This window comes from Shewanella sp. NKUCC05_KAH (genome assembly GCF_019345585.1).
In the GTDB taxonomy this organism is placed as follows: Bacteria; Pseudomonadota; Gammaproteobacteria; order Enterobacterales; family Shewanellaceae; genus Shewanella; species Shewanella oncorhynchi.
Map to the genome: position 1 here is coordinate 1 of NZ_JAHKQZ010000011.1, position 20,566 is coordinate 20,566.

The 20,566-nt window shown below is 45.6% G+C and carries 16 protein-coding genes; 13 read left to right on the plus strand and 3 right to left on the minus strand.

All coding sequences use genetic code 11. From position 1 onward, the window contains the following. Positions 1–376 precede the first annotated feature (376 nt). Positions 377–1,651 carry a CinA family nicotinamide mononucleotide deamidase-related protein gene (locus KO533_RS11210; protein ID WP_168826077.1) on the plus strand — a complete coding sequence of 425 codons (1,275 nt, stop codon included), beginning with the start codon at positions 377–379 and terminating at the stop codon, positions 1,649–1,651. A 91-nt stretch (positions 1,652–1,742) separates the two neighbouring features. Here KO533_RS11210 and KO533_RS11215 read toward each other — a convergent pair whose 3' ends face one another. Both KO533_RS11215 and ppc read right to left on the minus strand, forming a co-directional pair. After that, positions 1,743–2,288 carry a DUF1439 domain-containing protein gene (locus tag KO533_RS11215; protein WP_168826075.1) on the minus strand — a complete coding sequence of 182 codons (546 nt, stop codon included), beginning with the start codon at positions 2,286–2,288 and terminating at the stop codon, positions 1,743–1,745. Further along, a complete protein-coding gene (gene ppc / locus KO533_RS11220) occupies positions 2,288–4,957 on the minus strand; it encodes a phosphoenolpyruvate carboxylase (protein WP_219254160.1) in 2,670 nt (889 codons plus the stop codon). The genes KO533_RS11215 and ppc overlap by 1 nt, the downstream gene beginning before the upstream one ends. Positions 4,958–5,580: 623 nt before the next feature. Here ppc and argC point away from each other — a divergent pair. From argC to argH, 5 genes are all read left to right on the plus strand, one after another. Then, positions 5,581–6,561, plus strand: coding sequence for an N-acetyl-gamma-glutamyl-phosphate reductase (argC, locus tag KO533_RS11225; RefSeq protein ID WP_219254162.1), 981 nt, complete (start codon positions 5,581–5,583; stop codon positions 6,559–6,561). Between the two features lie 31 nt (positions 6,562–6,592). Continuing rightward, positions 6,593–7,375: an acetylglutamate kinase gene (gene argB / locus KO533_RS11230; RefSeq protein WP_219254164.1), complete on the plus strand. Its 783-nt coding sequence runs from the start codon at positions 6,593–6,595 to the stop codon at positions 7,373–7,375. A 12-nt stretch (positions 7,376–7,387) separates the two neighbouring features. Next, positions 7,388–8,293, plus strand: a complete 906-nt coding sequence (locus KO533_RS11235; protein WP_219254166.1) for an ornithine carbamoyltransferase — start codon at positions 7,388–7,390, stop codon at positions 8,291–8,293. 59 nt (positions 8,294–8,352) lie between these two features. Further along, positions 8,353–9,591: an argininosuccinate synthase gene (locus tag KO533_RS11240; protein ID WP_168826067.1), complete on the plus strand. Its 1,239-nt coding sequence runs from the start codon at positions 8,353–8,355 to the stop codon at positions 9,589–9,591. A 108-nt stretch (positions 9,592–9,699) separates the two neighbouring features. Further along, entirely contained in the window at positions 9,700–11,067 is a 1,368-nt protein-coding gene (argH, locus tag KO533_RS11245; RefSeq protein WP_219254168.1) for an argininosuccinate lyase, read from the plus strand. 101 nt (positions 11,068–11,168) lie between these two features. Here argH and KO533_RS11250 read toward each other — a convergent pair whose 3' ends face one another. Beyond that, the gene (locus KO533_RS11250) at positions 11,169–13,691 is read right to left on the minus strand and encodes a PBP1A family penicillin-binding protein (RefSeq protein WP_198573224.1); all 2,523 of its coding nucleotides are present in this window, start codon (positions 13,689–13,691) and stop codon (positions 11,169–11,171) included. Between the two features lie 188 nt (positions 13,692–13,879). On the opposite strand from KO533_RS11250, the gene KO533_RS11255 reads away from it, so the two are divergent. From KO533_RS11255 to aroB, 7 genes are all read left to right on the plus strand, one after another. Then, on the plus strand, positions 13,880–14,959 hold the full coding sequence (locus tag KO533_RS11255) for a pilus assembly protein PilM (protein WP_105253014.1): 1,080 nt from the start codon (positions 13,880–13,882) through the stop codon (positions 14,957–14,959). Next, positions 14,947–15,531 (plus strand): PilN domain-containing protein, encoded by a 585-nt coding sequence (locus tag KO533_RS11260; RefSeq protein WP_105250539.1) that lies wholly within the window; start codon positions 14,947–14,949, stop codon positions 15,529–15,531. The genes KO533_RS11255 and KO533_RS11260 overlap by 13 nt, the downstream gene beginning before the upstream one ends. Continuing rightward, positions 15,528–16,151, plus strand: coding sequence for a type 4a pilus biogenesis protein PilO (locus KO533_RS11265; protein WP_131525851.1), 624 nt, complete (start codon positions 15,528–15,530; stop codon positions 16,149–16,151). The genes KO533_RS11260 and KO533_RS11265 overlap by 4 nt, the downstream gene beginning before the upstream one ends. Beyond that, positions 16,151–16,666, plus strand: coding sequence for a pilus assembly protein PilP (locus KO533_RS11270; protein WP_105250537.1), 516 nt, complete (start codon positions 16,151–16,153; stop codon positions 16,664–16,666). The genes KO533_RS11265 and KO533_RS11270 overlap by 1 nt, the downstream gene beginning before the upstream one ends. Positions 16,667–16,687: 21 nt before the next feature. Next, positions 16,688–18,739, plus strand: a complete 2,052-nt coding sequence (locus tag KO533_RS11275; RefSeq protein WP_113941458.1) for a type IV pilus secretin PilQ family protein — start codon at positions 16,688–16,690, stop codon at positions 18,737–18,739. A 216-nt stretch (positions 18,740–18,955) separates the two neighbouring features. Next, on the plus strand, positions 18,956–19,471 hold the full coding sequence (gene aroK, locus KO533_RS11280; protein WP_006083542.1) for a shikimate kinase AroK: 516 nt from the start codon (positions 18,956–18,958) through the stop codon (positions 19,469–19,471). 9 nt (positions 19,472–19,480) lie between these two features. Further along, entirely contained in the window at positions 19,481–20,557 is a 1,077-nt protein-coding gene (gene aroB / locus KO533_RS11285) for a 3-dehydroquinate synthase (RefSeq protein WP_113941457.1), read from the plus strand. The last annotated feature ends 9 nt before the right edge of the window (positions 20,558–20,566 follow it).

Consider the following 20,566-nt stretch of genomic DNA (forward strand, 5'->3'; position numbering starts at 1 on the left):
TGAAACGCAAACGCGCCGATGGTAGTGTGGGGTCTCCCCATGTGAGAGTAGGTCATCGCCAAGCGCCTAATTATCTCATTGAGATGCAACGAAGCCAGCTGAATAAGCTGGATTTTTTGCGTCTGTAATTTGTGAAATCCAGCCTAGTGTCTATTTAATTAGTCAGTTTTCCTCCCATTTTTCTCTCCTTAACACTCTCTTTCACTCTTCATGACATCAATAGTAAGTAATGGTTGTCGATTATTTGTTCGGTTATTTTGTCAATGCTCCGATTTTGCTACAGCTATCTTAGTTCTCGATCGAGCCTAGCTATTGCTATTAGTTAAGCGGTTACTTACCTTATGTTTTAATTTATTGGGGTAGATAAGGATCTGAGATGAAGTTAGAGATGATTTGCACTGGGGAAGAGGTGTTGGCGGGACAGATTGTTGATACCAACGCCGCTTGGTTTGCCAGTACTATGATGGAGCATGGTGTCGAGATCCAGCGTCGAGTAACCGTAGGCGATCGTCTTGAGGATCTGATTGCGGTTTTCCAAGAACGTAGCCTACATGCCGATGTGATTCTCGTTAATGGTGGTCTCGGGCCGACGAGTGATGATATGTCTGCTTTAGCGATGGCTAAGGCAAAGGGCGAACCATTGGTTGAGAATGCGGAGTGGCGTGAGCGTTTAGAGGAGTGGTTTACCCGTAATAACCGTGAAATGCCTTTAAGTAATCTCAAGCAAGCTATGCTACCAGCCTCAGCTGTGATGGTTGATAACCCAGTGGGAACCGCTTGTGGTTTTAGAGTTAAGCTTAACCGCGCTTGGTTATTCTTTACGCCTGGTGTGCCTTTTGAGCTGAAGCACATGGTTACAGAGCAGTTTGTGCCCTTTATTCGCGAAGAGTTTAACCTTGATGCTAAGGTCGCATTAAAGAAACTATTGACCATAGGTCAAGGTGAGTCCGCTTTGGCAGATAAGTTAGAACCGCTAGAGCTGCCAGAAGACATTACTATTGGTTACCGCTCTTCTATGCCGCATATTGAGATTAAGATTTTCGCCCGTGGCGATAAAGCGATTGCAGTATTACCTCGCGTCGCTGGGCACATCAAAATGGTGCTGGGTACTGCGGTTGTCGCGGAAGATAAAGCCACTCTTGCCGAAGAAATTCATTATAAGCTACTTAACTCAGGCTTGACCTTAAGCGTTGCCGAGTCTTGCACTGGCGGCATGATCACTAGCCAGTTAGTTGATTTCCCAGGCAGTTCATCTTACTTACAGCACGGATTAGTGACTTACAGTAATGAATCTAAAGTGCGTGTGTTAGGTGTTAATCCTTCAACCTTAGATGATCATGGTGCAGTCTCCATTGCAACTGTGGAAGAAATGGCTAAGGGGGCAAGGCAAATTTTAGACAGTGATTATGCGCTGGCAACCAGTGGAATTGCGGGGCCCGATGGTGGCACAGATGAGAAACCTGTGGGAACTGTGGCGATCGCTTTAGCAACTCGCGGCGGTGTTTATAGTCAGATGATTAAACTACCGAGACGTTCACGGGATCTGGTACGCAGTTTAAGTGCTGCTGTGGCTTACGATATGCTAAGACGTGAGCTTTTAGCTGAAGCTGTGATCGTCGATTATCAGTCTATTGGGCGATTCAGTAAGTAACTCTTATACGGGTATATATCCGTTTATGCCCGCCAACAAAAATGCTCCCGAGGGAGCATTTTAACTTCTACAGAGATACAAAAATGGCAGATTATTTAGTGAACTTAAGCACTAATTTGCCTGGGGCAACTTGAATGCTTTCGGTCATTTTTGCCATTAATGCTTGGTTACTGTCCTTGGTATCCAGCACATAGACTGGCTGGCTTTCTAAGAATTGCCTTAGATAACTCATCACCTGAGGTGTGGCACTGCTAATCGCTTTTTCAATATCCTTGGGCGTTGATTCCACTTTGACTAATTCGAGCTGACGCAGATAGACACTGTGCGTTGCGCTGTCATACCAAGGCTTAGCTTCGAAAGTCGTAGTGAGTTTGGCACTCAATGGAAAGATCGGATTCTTAATTGATACTTGAGTTGCGGCACTTACACTCATAGTGTCAGGTTTTACACCTAGCTTGACACTGATGTCGTTAATGCGCACTTCTGCGCCAACTAATTGATTGCCTTGTTTAATCTCAAAATGGATCTCTTTACTGAGGTACTGCTCCATTTCGTGCTCGCTGATACTGTACTGCGAGACGCAGCCGCCAAGCAGTACAGTCAGTCCCAAGCAAATCGTGCGGGAAAGTTTTTTCATTAACCAGTGTTTCTCATACCCGCTGCCACACCTGCAATGGTCAGCATTAGCGCTAACTGTACATGTTCAGACGCAGGAGTTTCGGTTGTTTCCTTACGTGTCCGCGCTAATAGCTCGGTTTGTAAGAAGTTTAATGGATCGATATACGGATTTCGCAGTTTAACTGATTCGCGATTCCACGGTGTATGCGCCATTAAACTATCTGATTTTGTCAGTTCAAGCACGACTTTAATACCCAGATCCAAGCGTTGGCGCAAGGTTTCGCCTAAGTGATGCAAGTCTTTCGGTACTAAACAGGTTTCGTAGTAGCGTGCTAAATTAGGTTCCGCCTTGGCGTAGACCATTTCCAGCATTGAAATGCGAGTGCTGAAGAAAGGCCATTCCCGTTCCATCTCTTGCAGTAAGCCCATTTCACCGCGTTCACAGGCGGCTTGAAGTGCTTCACCGGCGCCAAGCCATGCAGGTAACATCAAGCGGTTTTGCGACCAAGCAAAAATCCACGGAATTGCCCGTAGGCTTTCAATCCCGCCATCGACACGACGTTTAGCTGGGCGGCTGCCGAGTGGCAGTTTTCCTAATTCCACTTCTGGCGTTGCCGCGCGGAAATAAGCCACAAAATCAGGTTCATCACGCACTATGCCACGGTATGCACCCACTGATTCTTCAGCGATACGTTGCATGCAATTGCGCCATTCTTGTTTAGGCTCTGGCGGTGGTAGTAGGGTTGCTTCCAATACGGCAGAGGTATACAAGGCTAAGCTTTGAACCGCGAGTTTTGGCAAGCCAAACTTGAAGCGGATCATTTCGCCCTGCTCAGTCACACGAATGCGGCCATCTACCGAACCTGGTGGTTGCGATAGGATTGCTTTGTGTGCAGGACCACCCCCGCGACCAATGCTGCCACCACGGCCATGGAATAGCGTAAGCTTGACGCCTGCTTGTTTACAGACCGCCACTAACTGCTCTTGAGCGTGATACTGAGCCCAAGCCGCCGCCATGACTCCGGCATCTTTGGCAGAGTCAGAGTAACCAATCATGACCTCTTGCATGCCTTTGGTATAGCCACGATACCAGTCGATATCGAGCAAATCGGTAATACAGGCCGCGGCGTTGTTTAAGTCGCTTAAGGTTTCAAATAGCGGTACCACGCGCATTGGGTGCGAACAGCCCGTTTCTTTGAGCAAGAGTAAAACCGTTAAGACATCCGATGGCTTACCCGCCATCGAAATCACATAGGATCCAAGTGCTTTAGCCGGATGTTTAGCAATCAAACGACAGGTATTAAGCACTTCGGCCACATCGGCTGAGGGTTGCCAGTTACCTGGGATCAGTGGACGACGGTTGCTGAGTTCGCGTAATAAGAAGGCTTGTTTCTCGGTTTCATCCCAATGGTTGAAATCACCCATGCCGAGATAGCGAGTTAATTCGGCGAGCACATCGCTGTGACGGCTGGCGTCTTGGCGAATGTCGAGTCTGAGCATGTGAATGCCAAAACAGGCGAGGCGACGGAGAATATCAAGCAATAAACCGTTGGCGATTAAGCGCATACCGCAGTCGGTCAAACTCTTATAAAGCATTTCTAACGGCGCTTTGAGATCGCTTTCTTGCCAAATCAGGCTCGACTTATCGACTTCAGGATTGTGGCCTTCGATGCGCGCATTTAAATAATCTATGGTATCGCGCAGTCTTTGACGAATGGAGCGCAACACGTGGCGGTAGGGTTCGCAGCTGTTATTGGTATAAGCCTTTAACTCATCATTGGCTTCTTCCATCGACAGTTCGCCGACCAGCAGCACGATATCTTTTAAGAATAATCTGGCGGCAGCATGGCGGTTACGGTCGAGCACCTCTTGGGTGACTTTTGCGGTAACAAACGGGTTGCCATCGCGATCGCCGCCCATCCAGCTTGAAAAGCGCACTGGCGCGATATCAATCGGTAATTGCTGCCCTGTGCGTTGCTGCACTCGGTCGTTAAGTTGTCTTAAGAAGTCAGGCACTGCATGCCAGAGTGACTCTTCAATGGTGGATAATCCCCAACGAGCCTCATCTACTGGAGTTGGGCGCTCGCGGCGGATCTCATTGGTGTGCCATATTTGCGCGATTAATTGGCGCAGGCGCAGATTGATCTGTTGACGTTCTCTATCCGACAGTTGGTCGTTTTCTTGCTCTGTTAAGCAGTCGACAATGGCGGCGTATTTTTGGATCAGGGTGCGACGGGAAATTTCAGTGGGGTGCGCTGTTAGTACCAGATCGATATCCAGTGTTTTTAGACAGTCGAGCATTTTAGCTTGGTCGACACGACCATTGAGCATGCGGCCTAGGAGTTGTTCTACTGGGTCTGGTACGCAGACAAGTTCGTCACAATTACGACTGATAGTATGAAATTGCTCGGATAAGTTAGCTAAGTTAAGAAATTGGTTAAAAGCTTTTGCAAAAGGGACTAATTCTTCGTCTGGCAAAGCTGTCAGTAACTCGAGCATTTGCTCTCTGGCGGCTTGATCGCCTCGGCGTGAGTCTTTGGCAAGCTTACGGATCTGTTCAACCTTCTCAAGAAAAGAGTCCCCAAGATGGGTACGCATAGTATCGCCAAGGATTTGGCCTAACATACTCACGTTCGATCTTAATGACGCATACATATCTGTCATATTGTCTGCCATGGTTACTGACATAGTTACTCCGAATAGAAAAACATGAAAATTCCGCTGTGCATTTAGCCCGTTAGCACAATACCTATCACTTGGGGCTATGGTCAACAGCAGAACTTATAACTTATACGACTGGCTTATCCGATATGCAACCAATCACGGTATTTGATGAAGAATATTCAATAGAAATGCGAAGTCACGCAATATTTTTTGATGATTAGTGCAAGTGAATATGAAGTGCATCATTTTATGCTTTGCAGACATGTATCTTAGCTGTTAATGAAAAGGACTGATTTTGACTCATGTTGACCCTGGATAACTGTGTTATTAACGAGTTAGCTGAATGGGAACTGTGTCTTCGATATCCTAATTTGAGCTTAAAAGATGAAAATAAATTAAAAATATATATTCACATATATTGCATAAGTAGATCTTTGTGGTAGTCTAGCCATCAGTTGAGATGAGTCACCCCCTGTGACCTGTAGAGTGAATATCATGATGCACAGTATTAGCCTGACAGTGAATAAAATAACAACCTATTACGATTTCCTGCGACGATAGTCTTGTCATCATAGATATGCGCGGTTGCGTGTAAGCTATTCATCTACTCTTTAAGTTTCTTTGATTCGGTTAATAAGACAAAAAACATGAAAAATATCGCCATTATTGGTGCCAGTGGTTACACAGGCGCGCAACTGACCGCTTTAATCCATGCAGAAGCAGATCTGACGATTCAGGGTTTGTATGTTTCTGAAAACAGTTTAGATAAAGGTAAACCTTTAGCGGATTTGTATCCTAGCTATAGCCATATTGCATTAACGCTGTCGCCATTGTCCGATGAAGCTAAGGCAAAAATCGTTGCCGAAGCCGATGCTGTGGTGCTCGCGACTGAGCACTCGGTGAGCCTGCATTTAGCGGCTTGGTTTTATAGCCAAGGGTTAGCGGTATTCGATTTAAGCGGTGCCTATCGTTTCAGTGATGTGGCGCAATATCCGAAGTGGTATGGCTTTGAGCATGAATATCCTGAAGTTTTAGCCAAAGCCGTGTATGGCCTTGCCGAATGGAATGCTAAAGAAATCGCTGCGACTAAGATGATTGCCGTGCCAGGTTGTTACCCGACCGCATCATTGACAGCGTTAAAACCGCTAGCGAGTTTACTGACATCGGCTTATCCGGTGATCAATGCCGTGAGCGGCGTAACAGGTGCGGGCCGTAAAGCGCAGTTACACACCAGTTTTTGTGAAGTGAGCCTGACACCTTACGGCGTATTAGGCCACAGACATCAACCCGAGATCGCCACTCAGCTTGGTCAAGAAGTGATATTTACCCCGCACCTTGGCAACTTTAAGCGTGGCATTTTAGCGACCATTACCGTGCAGCTAAAACCAGGCACTACGACTGCCGATGTGGCAGCGGCCTATAGCGTATATGACCAGGCGCCATTGGTCACCGTGAAGCATAATCAGTTCCCTAAAGTGGACGATGTGGTACTGACACCTAACTGCCACTTAGGTTGGAAGTTTGATGAGAATAGCGGTTACTTAGTGGTAGCCAGTGCCATCGATAACTTGATGAAAGGTGCTGCCAGCCAAGCGCTGCAATGCATAAAGATTCATTTTAACCTTTAATTGTTCATCCTTATTTAAGAGAGTCGTCAAGATGTCTACAAACAACTCAGTATTAGTGCTTAAAGTGGGCGGCGCGCTGCTGCAATGTGAAATGGGGATGGCGCGATTGATGGATACGGCTGCGGCTATGTTAGCCAATGGTCAGAAAGTGTTGATGGTACATGGCGGCGGCTGTCTGGTGGATGAGCAGTTAGCAGCAAACGGTATGGAAACCGTCAAGTTAGAAGGTTTGCGTGTGACTCCGCCTGAGCAAATGCCGATTATTGCCGGCGCATTGGCGGGCACTTCGAACAAAATTCTTCAAGGCGCAGCGACTAAGGCTGGCATTGTGAGTGTGGGCATGAGCCTTGCCGATGGCAATACTGTTTCGGCTAAGATTAAAGATGAGCGTTTAGGCTTAGTGGGCGAAGTCACACCAAACGATGGCACTTATCTTAAGTTTATCCTCGAGCAAGGTTGGATGCCGATTTGTAGCTCCATCGCCATGATGGACGATGGCCAAATGCTTAACGTCAATGCAGACCAAGCGGCAACGGCATTAGCCAAATTAGTGGGCGGCAAGTTAGTGCTACTGTCGGATGTTTCTGGGGTGCTTGATGGTAAAGGCCAGCTCATCCACAGTTTAAATGGCAAGCAGATAGCAGACCTTGTTAAGCAAGGTGTGATCGAAAAAGGAATGAAGGTCAAAGTTGAAGCTGCGCTCGAAGTAGCACAGTGGATGGGGCAGGCGGTACAAGTTGCCTCGTGGCGTGATGCAAGCCAATTAATCGCATTAGCAAAAGGTGAAGCAGTAGGAACACAAATCCAACCATAAGTGGAGTAGGTTATGAAGCATTTACTATCGATAAAAGACTTAACCCAGCAGCAGTTACTGGATCTAATTGCCTTGGCAAAAACGATCAAAGCCAATCCGGCTGAGTATCGTCATGCGCTGGATGGCAAGAGTGTGGTGATGTTATTTGAAAAGCCCTCACTCAGAACACGCGTTAGCTTTGATATCGGTATTAATAAGCTCGGTGGCCACTGTTTATACCTAGACCAGCAAAATGGTGAACTGGGAAAGCGGGAATCGGTTGCTGACTTTGCTTCTAACCTGTCCTGTTGGGCCGACGCAATTGTGGCGAGAACCTATTCACACACCACTATCGAACAATTAGCCGAGTTCGGCTCAGTGCCCGTGATCAATGCGCTGTCGGATCTTTATCATCCTTGCCAAGCCTTAGCTGACTTTTTAACTCTGGCAGAGCAGTTTGAGGATGTCAGTAAAGCTAAATTAGCTTATGTTGGTGATGGTAATAATGTCACTAACTCGCTGATGTACTGTGCGGCTATTCTCGGTGCCACCATGACAGTGATCTGCCCAGCGGGTCACTTTCCTGATGGCTACGTAGTGGCAGAAGTGCAAGAGCTCGCCAAACGATATGGCGGCAAGATAGTGCTGACCTCAGATATCGATGCGATTGAAGGTCACGACGCTATTTATACTGATACTTGGATTTCAATGGGCGATCCAACGCCTTTGTCGGATATCAAAGCGAAGTTTGCACCATACCAAGTAAACAAAGCTTTGATGGCGAAAGCGGGCGCTAACTTCTTTATGCATTGTTTGCCCGCCCACCGTGGTGTAGAAGTAACAGATGAAGTGATGGACGGTGCAGGATCCTTAATTCTGCAACAAGCCGAAAATCGGATGCATGCCCAAAATGCGGTACTGGTAACCTTATTTAGTTAAATTAACCCTGTTTAGCAGCCTGTTTTCTCCCTGAGAGAAACGAGTCATAGGAATTTAAGATGTCTATCGAGATAAAAAATACTGGCGTGAAAAAAGTGGTTTTAGCCTATTCAGGTGGTCTAGATACCTCGGCCATTATTCCTTGGTTAAAAGAAAACTACGATAACTGTGAAATCATCGCATTCTGCGCCGACGTTGGCCAAGGCGAAGAAGAGCTGGTTGGCTTGACTGAAAAAGCCTTAGCTTCAGGTGCTTCTGAATGTCATATCGTCGATCTAAAGGAAGAATTCGTTAAAGACTATATCTACCCAACGATTGCGAGCGGTGCGATTTACGAAGGCACTTATTTACTCGGTACGTCAATGGCGCGTCCTATTATTGCTAAAGCGCAGGTTGAAGTGGCCCGTAAAGTGGGCGCCGATGCTCTGTGTCACGGTTGTACCGGTAAAGGTAACGACCAAGTGCGTTTCGAAGGTTGTTTCGCGGCATTAGCACCTGATTTAAAAGTGATTGCCCCATGGCGTGAATGGACTATGCAGAGCCGTGAAGATCTACTGGCCTATTTAGCTGAACGTGACATCAAGACGTCAGCGTCAGCGACTAAAATCTATAGCCGTGATGCCAACGCTTTCCATATTTCCCATGAAGGTGGTGAGTTAGAAGATCCATGGAACGAGCCAAGCAAAGGCGTATGGACACTGACTGCCGATCCTGAAGATGCACCGAACAAGCCTGAATATGTGTCGCTAGAAGTAGAACATGGCCGTATCACTAAAGTGAATGGTGAAGCCCTAACGCCTTATGCTGCACTGATGACATTAAACGCCATTGCTGCGCCACACGGTGTGGGTCGTATCGACATTACCGAAAACCGTTTAGTCGGCATGAAGTCCCGTGGCTGTTACGAAACACCCGGCGGCACTGTGATGTTTGCAGCACTACGTGCGATTGAAGAGCTCGTACTTGACAAAACCAGCCGTAACTGGCGTGAGCAAGTTGCCGCACAAATGGCGCATTTAGTGTATGACGGCCGTTGGTTCACGCCACTGTGTAAGTCACTGTTGGCAGCATCTGAGTCATTGGCTGAGTCAGTTAACGGTGAAGTAGTGGTTAAACTCTACAAAGGTCAAGCGAGCGCAGTGAAGAAACGTTCACCTAACAGCTTGTACTCTGAAGCGTTTGCCACCTTTGGTGAAGATCAAGTGTACGATCAAAAACATGCAGAAGGCTTTATCCGCCTGTACTCATTAGCGAGCCGCATCCGCGCACTCAACGCTAATGATGTAAAGGGTAAGTAATAGGTCGTTTAAAAGGGCGCCTCGCGCCCTTTTTTGTTTTTAGGTTTTGATTTAGTTTTTGATTCAGATGAGTCGATTTCAAATAAGCAGCGAGTAAGGGGAGTTAGCATGGCTTTATGGGGTGGGAGATTTCAGGGCGAAACGAGCGCGCTATTCAAATTATTCAACGATTCGTTGCCTGTGGATTATCGCTTGTTCGAACAGGATGTGGTCGGCTCCATTGCTTGGGCGGATGCGATTGCCAGCGTGGGAATTATCTCGGCAACTGAATGCCGCGACTTGAAAAAAGCGCTTAATGACTTGCTGGTGGAAGTGCAGGGCGATCCGGCGATTATTCTCGCCTCGGGCGCCGAAGATATTCACAGTTTCGTCGAGTCGGCTTTGATTGCCAAAGTGGGCGATCTCGGTAAGAAATTGCACACTGGCCGTAGCCGTAACGATCAAGTTGCCACCGATTTAAAGCTTTGGTGTCAATCCGAAGGCAAAGCATTACTCGCGCGCCTTCACAGCTTACATGCTGAATTACTGGCGTTGGCTGAGCGTGAATTTGATGCGGTAATGCCGGGTTATACTCACTTGCAGCGCGCGCAACCTGTGACATTTGGCCACTGGTGTTTAGCGTATGTGGAAATGACTGAGCGGGATATCAGCCGTTTAAGCGATGCGTTAACCCGCGCTAATACCTGTCCTTTAGGTTCTGGAGCATTAGCAGGCACAGCTTATAAGATGGATCGACATTCTCTGGCCGCGGCGCTGAATTTTGCCTCGCCAACGCTGAATAGCTTAGATAGCGTATCAGACAGAGATCACGTGGTAGAGCTTTGTTCAACCGCATCGATCAGCATGATGCACTTAAGCCGTATGGCTGAAGATTTGATTTTCTTTAACTCAGGTGAAGCGAACTTTATTTCCCTGAGTGATGAAGTAACTTCGGGTTCATCCCTGATGCCACAGAAGAAAAATCCAGACGCATTAGAGCTTATCCGTGGCAAAACTGGCCGGGTTTATGGCAGCTTAGTGGGCATTCTCACTACGATGAAAGCACTGCCTTTGGCGTACAACAAAGATATGCAGGAAGATAAAGAAGGCCTGTTTGACGTGGTCGATAGCTGGGCCATTTGCCTCGATATGGCGGCGTTAGTGTTGTCAGGTTTGAAGGTCAATCGCCCTAATGCGCTGTTAGCGGCACAGCAAGGTTATGCAAATTCTACTGAGCTTGCGGATTATCTCGTGTCTAAAGGCATGCCGTTCCGTGAGGCGCACCATGTTGTGGGTGAAGTCGTGGTTGCTGCGATAGCGAAGCAAATTCCGCTGGAGGAATTCTCTTTGGCCGAATTAAAAACTTTTGCCGCTATCATTGAAGATGATGTCTATCCAAATCTGACTATTGAAGCTTGTTTAGCGAAACGTGACGTGCTCGGTGGTACTGCATTGCCACAAATTCAGCAGGCGATTGCTGCTAAGAAAGCACGTTAAGCGAGTTATTCAAATCCACAATACAAGCTAATAAAAAACGCGACGTTAGGTCGCGTTTTTTATTGGGCCACAATTAGTGGTAATGACTTTTTAGCATTTGTTTATTGGAATAAATCATCGGTTGGTGCATCGATGAATAAATTGTTTTCATCCTGAGTTTCGCTGATGTATTCCTTCGGCTCTGTACCTGAAATAAAGTACTCGAACGCACTGGTATAGTCGGTTTTACGGGTAAGTTTACCCGTCGCTAAATCGATGCGTACCGAAACTATGCCTTCTGGCGGAATCGAGGTTGTCTCAGGTGTGCCTTGTAAGACACTGTTCATAAACTCGTTCCAGCCCGGACCAGCTGTTTTCGCACCCGCTTCGGCGCCAGTTATCTGATCTTTTTCGCCGTTTGCATTCCATGCGGTTCTGCCCAGTTGGCGACCGTGATCGTCGAAACCGACCCAGAACGTACTGGTGATGACTGGGCTAAAACCACTGAACCAAGTGTCGCGCGATTCGTTGGTAGTACCCGTTTTACCTGCAATATCATGGCGCTTAATCAATTTTGCTGCGCGCCAAGCCGTACCTTGCCAACCCGTGCCTTTACTCCAATCGCCGCCACCCCAGATCACGCTCTTCAGTGCTTCGGTAATGAGGAATGCCGTTTGCTCTGAAATAATTTGCGGAGCGTAGCGACCGGTTTGATTGAAACACTGCGCAACAGGTGCACTAGGCTCAGCACCAGAGTCTCCACTTACGCTGAACGCTATAGAGTCGCTCGGTGTAACTGGTTGGCTAGGCTTACAGGCCAATGTAGGGTTCGCTTTTTCGATAACATTGCCGTAAGCATCTTCTACGCGATCAATATAGAAAGGTTCGAGTAAGAAACCGCCGTTAGCAAATACGTTAAATGCAGTAACTACTTGCAATGGCGTGACGGAAGACGAACCTAATGCAATCGATTCGTTGCGAGGTAAGTCGTTAGGATCAAAACCAAATTCAACGAGTTGAGCAATGGTTTCGTCGAGTCCGACATGTCGCATTGCACGCACAGACATAACGTTAATAGATTGCGCTAAACCCACACGTAAACGAGTGGGGCCGCCATAGATATCGGGTGAGTTTTTAGGGCGCCATGCAGTGCCTTGGCTGATATCGGGTTTATTAATTGGCGCATTATCTATGAGGGTCGCTAAGGTAAAGCCTTTCTCTAATGCTGCGGCATAGATGAAAGGTTTAATATTCGAACCTAATTGACGCTTCGCTTGAGTCACTCGGTTGTATTGGCTTTGGCTAAAGCTATAACCACCAACTAAAGTGCGAATAGCACCATTTTTGGGGTCGAGTGATACTGTTGCGCTGGCGACTTCTGGTACTTGCGATAGTTGCAAATATTGGCCGTTATCACGGATCCAAATACGTTCGCCTACCTTGAGTATGTCAGAAGCTGATTTCGGTACACTGCCTTGACGCTTATCAGTAATAAACTTACGTGCCCACTTCAATCCATCCCAAGTAATGACTTTAGTTTCGCCTTTGGCGGTCATTATACTTGCTTGCTGATCTGCAATGCTGATGACTGCGGCGGGTTGCAATTCTTGTACTGAAGCAATCTTGGCTAGTTCAGTTTTGATTTGAGCAGGTTCAGGTTTTTCGTCCGTCCACAACACGGCAGCAGGACCACGGTAGCCATGGCGTTCATCATAGGCATAGACGTTATTACGCAGTGCCTGTTGAGCTTTAAGTTGTAGATCCGATGAGATAGTCGTATAGACGTTGTAGCCATTGGTATAGGCCTCTTCTTCACCGTACTTCTGTACCATGTAATCCCGAGCCATTTCAGAAATATAAGGGGCATAGAGATCAATTTCAGCGCCATGATATCTGGCCACCAATGGCTCTTGTAGTGCCGCTTGGTATTCGGTTTGGCTGATGTAGCCGACTTCATTCATCCGCATGAGGACGACATTACGGCGAGCCAATGCACGCGAAGGTGATGTGATTGGATTGAGTGTAGAGGGCGCCTTGGGTAGGCCTGCAATAACGGCCAGTTCAGATAAGCTGAGTTCCTGCACGTTTTTACCGAAATACACTTGCGCAGCAGCCCCAACACCGTAGGCCCGTTGGCCTAAGTAAATGCGGTTTACGTAGAGCTCTAAAATTTCATCTTTGGTGAGTAACTCTTCAATATGATAGGAGATAAAAATCTCCTTCACTTTACGAATAATAGTCTTATCTCGGGTTAAGAAGAAGTTACGTGCGACCTGCATGGTAATCGTACTCGCACCTTGCTTTTTCTCACCAGTGGTCAACATCACTAATGCGGCGCGAAGCACGCCAACAGGGTCTATACCACCATGTTCATAAAAGCGGGCATCTTCGGTTGCGATAAACGCCTGTAGCAGAGGTTTTGGCACTTCGTCTAACGTTAGTGGAATGCGACGTTTCTCACCGAATTGAGAAATAAGTTTGCCGTCACTACTGTAAATACGTAAAGGTGTTTGAAGTTGCACATTTTTTAGTGTTGAAACATCCGGTAAATCCGGCAAAACATAAAAGTATGCTGCCACAATGGCGCCTACGCCCAAAAGGGCTAGACTGAATAGTGCTATAACAATACGTTTTAACCACTTCACCAAAATTTATCCTAATGTTCTGTTAAGTGCGACAGTATATAAGGCGCACACGTCTTGGTGAAGTAAAAACGTGAGACTCACAAAATAGCATTTGTAAAATGATGAAACATTCGATACAAGTAAGTATAACAAGTTGATTTTGTGCTAATCTCTTTTACTGAAATATAAATAAAAAAGTGACAATGGATATGCTTTCAAATTTATGGAAGCGTCAGGCTCCGCAGATGGTGGGAATCGATATCGGTTCCCATGAAGTTAAGGCCATTTTGTTGAGTAAGACTGCTGACGGATACAAAATATTGAGTCATGCCGCGGTACCCATTAAGAAGGGAGCCGTTAACGATCATGATATTCGTGATGCTGATGCCGTTGTTGAATGCCTTAAGCAAATAAAACGTAGCCTGCCTAAATCCGTTAAATATGCCGCTGTTTCTGTTTCGGGTTCTGCTGTGATGACGAAAGTGATCTACATGGATGCCTCCCTTAGTGAGGAAGAAATGGAGGCACAGATAGAAATTGAAGCCGATAATCTTATTCCGTATTCACTCGATGAAGTTAGCATAGATTTTGAAACGCTAAACGTAAACAGTACCGATCCTACTAAAGTTGATGTGCTGTTGAGCGCATGCCGCACTGACAATATTGATGTCAGAGTCGATGCGCTGGATAGCGTGGAACTTGAGGCTAAAGTGGTGGATGTTGAAGGTTACGCTTTAGGTCGAGCTGCCGAGTTAATTCTGGCTCAGCTTCCAGAAGGAGCGAAACATAAAGCCGTCGCTATGGTTGATATCGGCGCGAATATGACGACTTTCTCTGTGGTTGAGTCGGGTGAGACGACTTTTATTCGTGAGCAAGCTTTCGGTGGTGAGCAATTTACTCAGTCAATATTATCCTTCTATGGCATGTCTTATGATCAAGCTGAGAAAGCAAAGATTGAAGGCGACTTACCACGAAATTATATGTTTGAAGTTTTGTCACCTTTTCAAACTCAGCTATTACAACAAATAAAACGTACGCTACAGATTTATTGCACTTCCAGCGGTAAAGATAAAGTCGACTACCTCGTATTATGCGGTGGGACATCTAAATTAGAAGGTATGGCTAATTTACTGACAAATGAATTGGGTGTTCACACTATTATCGCCGATCCTTTTCAAGGGTGTTTGCATGCCGATGAGTCGGTTAAAAGTGCGCTGCAACCTACAATCAGCAAATATATGGTTGCTTGTGGCTTAGCATTGAGGAGTTACGGTCAATGGCGAACATAAACCTACTCCCTTGGCGAGAAGAGGCGAGAGAAAAACAAAAGCGCGACTATATTGGTATTTTAGCGGCAGTATTTTTAGCGTCGGCGATTTTAGTCTATGTCGCAGTCTCTTTATTAGATGTTATGACCGATGAGCAAAAAGCACGTAACGCTTATTTGCAATCGGAAATCAGTCTGCTTGAAACACAAATTTCTGAGATCAAGAAAATTACAGAACGTAAGAAAGACATTGAGCGGCGTACAGAAATTATTCTTAATCTACAGCAATCCCGTAATTTGCCTACTCACGTGTTAGATGAGCTTGTTCGAATTGTACCTCCAGGAATATATCTGTCTAGCCTAGAGAAAAAGGGCAGTTTGTTGCTGATTGAAGGGCGTAGTGAATCGAACAATAACGTCGCCAACATGATGCGAAAAGTGAAAACTTCCGAATGGTTAACCGATCCTAATATGCAATCGATCGTGACCCAAAATGAAGAGTTACGGCAATTACAGCGTTTTAGTTTGAGAGTCACTATTAAAGGCGCGAGTGTAGATGAGCCTGAGAAAATGACAAAAGGAGCGAGTAAATGAAACTCGATCTAAGTCAATTTAATGATATCGACTTTGAAAATATTGGTGGTTGGCCAAATCAAGTTAAAACCTTTTTCGCGATCCTTTTAGCACTCTGTGTTTTTGCTGCGGGATATTTATTGGTCGTCTCCGATTCGGTAGATATTTATACCGCAGAGCAAGATAAAGAAGTGCAGCTTAGAGATGATTTCAAGAATAAGTATCAACTTGCGGCAAATTTAAAACTCTACCGAGAGCAGCTAGCGACGATGGAAGTGCAGTTTGCAGAGTTACTGAAGATGCTGCCATCTGAAAATGAAATGCCAGGTTTGCTAGACGATTTAACTTTTGTTGCAACGGATGCAGGACTCAAAATTAATAGTTTGAATTGGGAGGCCGAAATTCAGCGGGATTTCTATATTGAGTTTCCAATTAAAATGTCTGTGACGGGAGATTACCATCAGCTAGGTAGTATGGTGAGTGGTGTCGCTAAGCTGCCGCGTATCGTCAGCCTCCATGATTTCACCATTAAGCGAGATGAAGCCGGCAACTTAGCAATGGATATCTTAGCCAAGACATATCGCTTTAAAGAAGGGGCTGAATTACCGCCTGAAAAACCTGCTAATAAGGGGAAGAAATAATGAAATTCTTACCTTTGTTGGCCTTGAGTCTTTTTTTAATGGGTTGTGTTGGCGATCGTAGTGATTTAGAGCTATTTGTTACTACAACCAAAGCGCAACACGTTGCTCATATCCCGCCCTTGAAAGAGCCGCCAAGATTTGAGCACTTTGCCTATCAAGCCGAGTTAATGCGTAGCCCTTTTGTACCACCTTCGCGTGAGTTAACGGAAGAAGTTGTTGATACCAGCAAAGATTGTTTACAACCGGACTTAAAGCGTCGAAAAGGACGATTAGAAACTTATCCTTTAGATAATTTAAAAATGCGTGGCACCTTAAGTGAAGCCGATACAACTTGGGCGTTAGTTGAAACAAATGACGGCAGTGTTTATCGGATGGGCGTTGGTGAGTATTTAGGTCTGTTTAATGGACGCATTTCTAAAGTTACTTCACAAAATGTCGAAGTAGTAGAATTAATTCCAGATGGTTCAGGTTGTTGGTCCGAAAGGACGAGCAATTTAGAACTTTCTGGAGAATAACGAGCGAAGGATGAGGGAATAATGAAATCTTCTGCCGCGATAAAAGTCCCGTTAATTTCTTCAGGCTTAATCAAGTCTGTTATTGGGATCGCATTGGTATTTGGAATTTTGCCATCGAGTTATGCTGCAAACCGATTAATGGATGTTAAGTACCATGCCTTGGTTGACCATCAGTTAGAGCTAGAGTTGGTATTTGAAGAAGCGGTCACTCCGCCAGTTATTGACTCTAATGCATCGCCTGCAGAGCTCGTATTAACCTTTGATAATAGTATTTCTGGTTTATCTAAGGATCGCTTACCCATTAATCAAGTCGGTGTAACTGACATGATGACTGAGCAGCAAGATACTCGTCTTAAAGTCACCTTAGGTATGTCCAAAGTGAAACCTTACCAAGGTTCAGTCATGGGCAACTCATATCGACTCACTATTAATGATGAGGTTGCAGGCGCTCAGACTCAGGCAGAAAATCCCTTCGTTAACAGCATTAAAAATATCGATTTTCGTCGTAATGAAAATGGTGGCGGTGAGTTATTAGTCTATTTGAATAACCGCTCGGTTGCCGTTAACGTTGAGCAAGTGGGCGCTAAACTCGAAGTTAAGTTATATAACACTGATATTAATAGTGATCTGCTTTATGTTATGGATGTGAAAGATTTTTCAACACCAGTAAAAAGCTTCGAGACATTTAAAGAAGATCTAACAACGCGCATTTTAGTTGATATTGCTGGGGAATATGAGTTCAGTTACAAGCAAGAGGATAATCTCTTTAGACTCTCGATGAATAAAGTTGAGAGAGTTGCCGCCAAGAAAGATGTTAAAAAATACAATGGCCGTACTTTGTCGCTTAACTTTCAAAATATCCCTGTACGTACTGTTTTGCAGATCATTGCTGACTATAACAATTTTAACTTAGTCACGAGTGATACTGTTGAAGGCAACATCACCTTGAGATTGGATGATGTGCCCTGGGACCAAGCATTAGATTTGATTCTACAAACCAAAGGCCTAGATAAGCGTATCGAAGGCAACATCTTAATGGTGGCACCGAGCGAAGAGTTGGCTATTCGTGAAAGCCAAAATCTCAAAAATAGGCAAGAAGTTAAAGAGCTAGCACCTTTGTATTCTGAGTACTTGCAAATTAACTATGCCAAAGCGATCGATATTGCTGAGCTGCTTAAAAGCGCAGATTCTAGTTTACTCTCGCCACGCGGCTCAGTTGCGGTCGATGAACGTACCAACACTGTACTTGTGAAAGATACGGCAGAAACGATTGAGAACATCCATCGTTTAGTCGAAGTACTCGATATCCCTATTCGTCAAGTGCTGATCGAGTCACGTATGGTAACAGTCAAAGATGATGTCTCTGAAGACTTAGGCATACGTTGGGGCGTAACGGATCAGCAGGGCAGTAAGGGAACCTCTGGTACATTAGAAGGTGCTCAGAGTATTGCCAACGGCATCATTCCAACTCCTGACCAGCGTTTGAACGTTAATTTGCCTGCGGCAGTGACCAATCCAACAAGTATCGCATTCCACGTTGCTAAGTTGGCAGATGGTACTATTCTTGATTTGGAATTGAGTGCGTTAGAGCAAGAAAATAAAGGTGAAATTATCGCCAGCCCTCGTATTACTACCTCTAACCAAAAGGCGGCTTATATTGAGCAGGGTGTGGAGATCCCTTATGTGCAGTCGACTTCAAGTGGTGCAACCTCGGTCACTTTTAAGAAAGCCGTGTTGTCCTTGCGTGTTACTCCACAAATTACACCTGATAACCGCGTTATTTTAGATTTGGAAATCACCCAAGACTCTCAGGGCAAGACGGTTGACACACCAACGGGTCCCGCAGTCGCCATCGATACCCAACGTATTGGCACTCAAGTGCTAGTTGATAACGGTGAAACCATAGTCCTTGGTGGTATTTATCAGCAAAACTTGATCAGCCGGGTGAGTAAAGTCCCTATTCTCGGTGACATTCCCTTAGTCGGTTTCCTGTTTAGGAACACAACAGACAAAAATGAGCGTCAAGAGCTACTTATTTTCGTAACCCCCAAAATAGTCGGTGAGAAGATCTAAGCACTTGCTATGTATCGACTAAAGCCAGCAGTGATTGCTGGCTTTATTATTACTGGAATACAATTCTTTGCATAAATAGCGCACATGGCTTGCCATAGTAGACCCTAAGCTGAGATAATCCTCGGTCAAGTCTCATAAGAGCAAGGTAACATATAGGTCGGCTTGATGTTGAGTCGATATAGGCATACTTTTCAATAAGATTCAGACGTACAAGAAATGGCTGAAAAACGTAATATTTTTCTGGTAGGCCCTATGGGCGCAGGTAAAAGCACAATTGGTCGCCATCTGGCGCAAATGCTGCATTTAGAATTCCACGATTCGGATCAAGAGATTGAACAACGCACAGGCGCTGATATTGCTTGGGTGTTTGACGTCGAAGGTGAAGAAGGCTTCCGTCGTCGTGAAGCTCAGGTTATTGCTGATTTGTCTGAGAAACAAGGTATCGTCCTTGCCACCGGTGGTGGTTCAGTACAAAGCAAAGATATCCGTAATCATCTGTCTGCTCGTGGCATTGTGGTTTACCTGGAAACCACTATCGACAAACAGGTTGCTCGTACTCAAAGAGACAAGCGACGCCCATTATTGCAAGTGGATGATCCTCGAGAAGTGTTGGAGAATCTTGCAGAGATCCGTAATCCATTGTACGAAGAAATTGCCGATGTGATTGTCAAAACCGATGATCAAAGCGCAAAGATCGTCGCAAATCAGATCATTGAGCAATTAGGTTTTTAGGCAGAATTTATGAAGCAAATTCAGGTTGATTTAGGTGTACGTAGTTATCCCATTTACATTGGCCAGAATTTGATGAGTGATGGCGAGACCTTGTCTCGCTACCTGCTTAAAAAACGTATTCTTATCGTCACCAATGAAACTGTCGCGCCTTTGTATCTTAAACAGATACAAGAGACGATGGCTTCGTTTGGTGAGGTAGAGAGTGTTATCCTTCCCGATGGTGAACAATTCAAAGACTTAGCACATCTAGATACTATTTTTACTGCATTGCTGCAGCAAAACTATGGTCGAGATTCTGTGCTGGTGGCTTTGGGTGGCGGCGTGATTGGTGATATGACGGGCTTTGCCGCGGCATGTTATCAACGTGGGATCGATTTTATTCAAATTCCGACAACTTTATTGTCGCAGGTGGATTCTTCCGTCGGCGGTAAAACGGCTGTTAACCATCCTCTTGGTAAAAACATGATTGGGGCCTTTTATCAGCCACAAATCGTGCTTATCGATACTTTATGTTTACATACGCTTCCAGCGCGCGAGTTTGCGGCGGGAATGGCGGAAGTCATCAAGTATGGCATCATGTGGGATGCTGATTTTTTTCAATGGCTTGAAGATAATGTAACGGCGCTAAAAACCTTAGATGCCGAAGCATTAGTTTATGCTATCTCTCGTTGCTGTGAGATTAAAGCCGATGTGGTTAGCCAAGATGAAACTGAGCAGGGCGTGCGTGCTTTGTTGAATCTGGGTCATACCTTTGGTCACGCGATTGAAGCCGAAATGGGCTACGGTAATTGGCTGCATGGTGAAGCCGTGTCAGCTGGCACAGTCCTTGCTGCTAAAACAGCTAAGGCACTGGGGCTTATCGATGAGTCAATAGTTTGTCGTATCATACAGTTACTACAAGCTTTTGATCTTCCAGTGAGTGCGCCGGAATCTATGGATTTCGACAGTTTCATTCAACATATGCGACGCGATAAAAAAGTTTTAGGCGGTCAGATTCGACTGGTGCTCCCAACGGCAATAGGCCGCGCGGATGTGTTTAGTCAAGTCACAGAATCTACCCTTGAACAGGTTATTCGCTGCGCATAAAAACTGTGT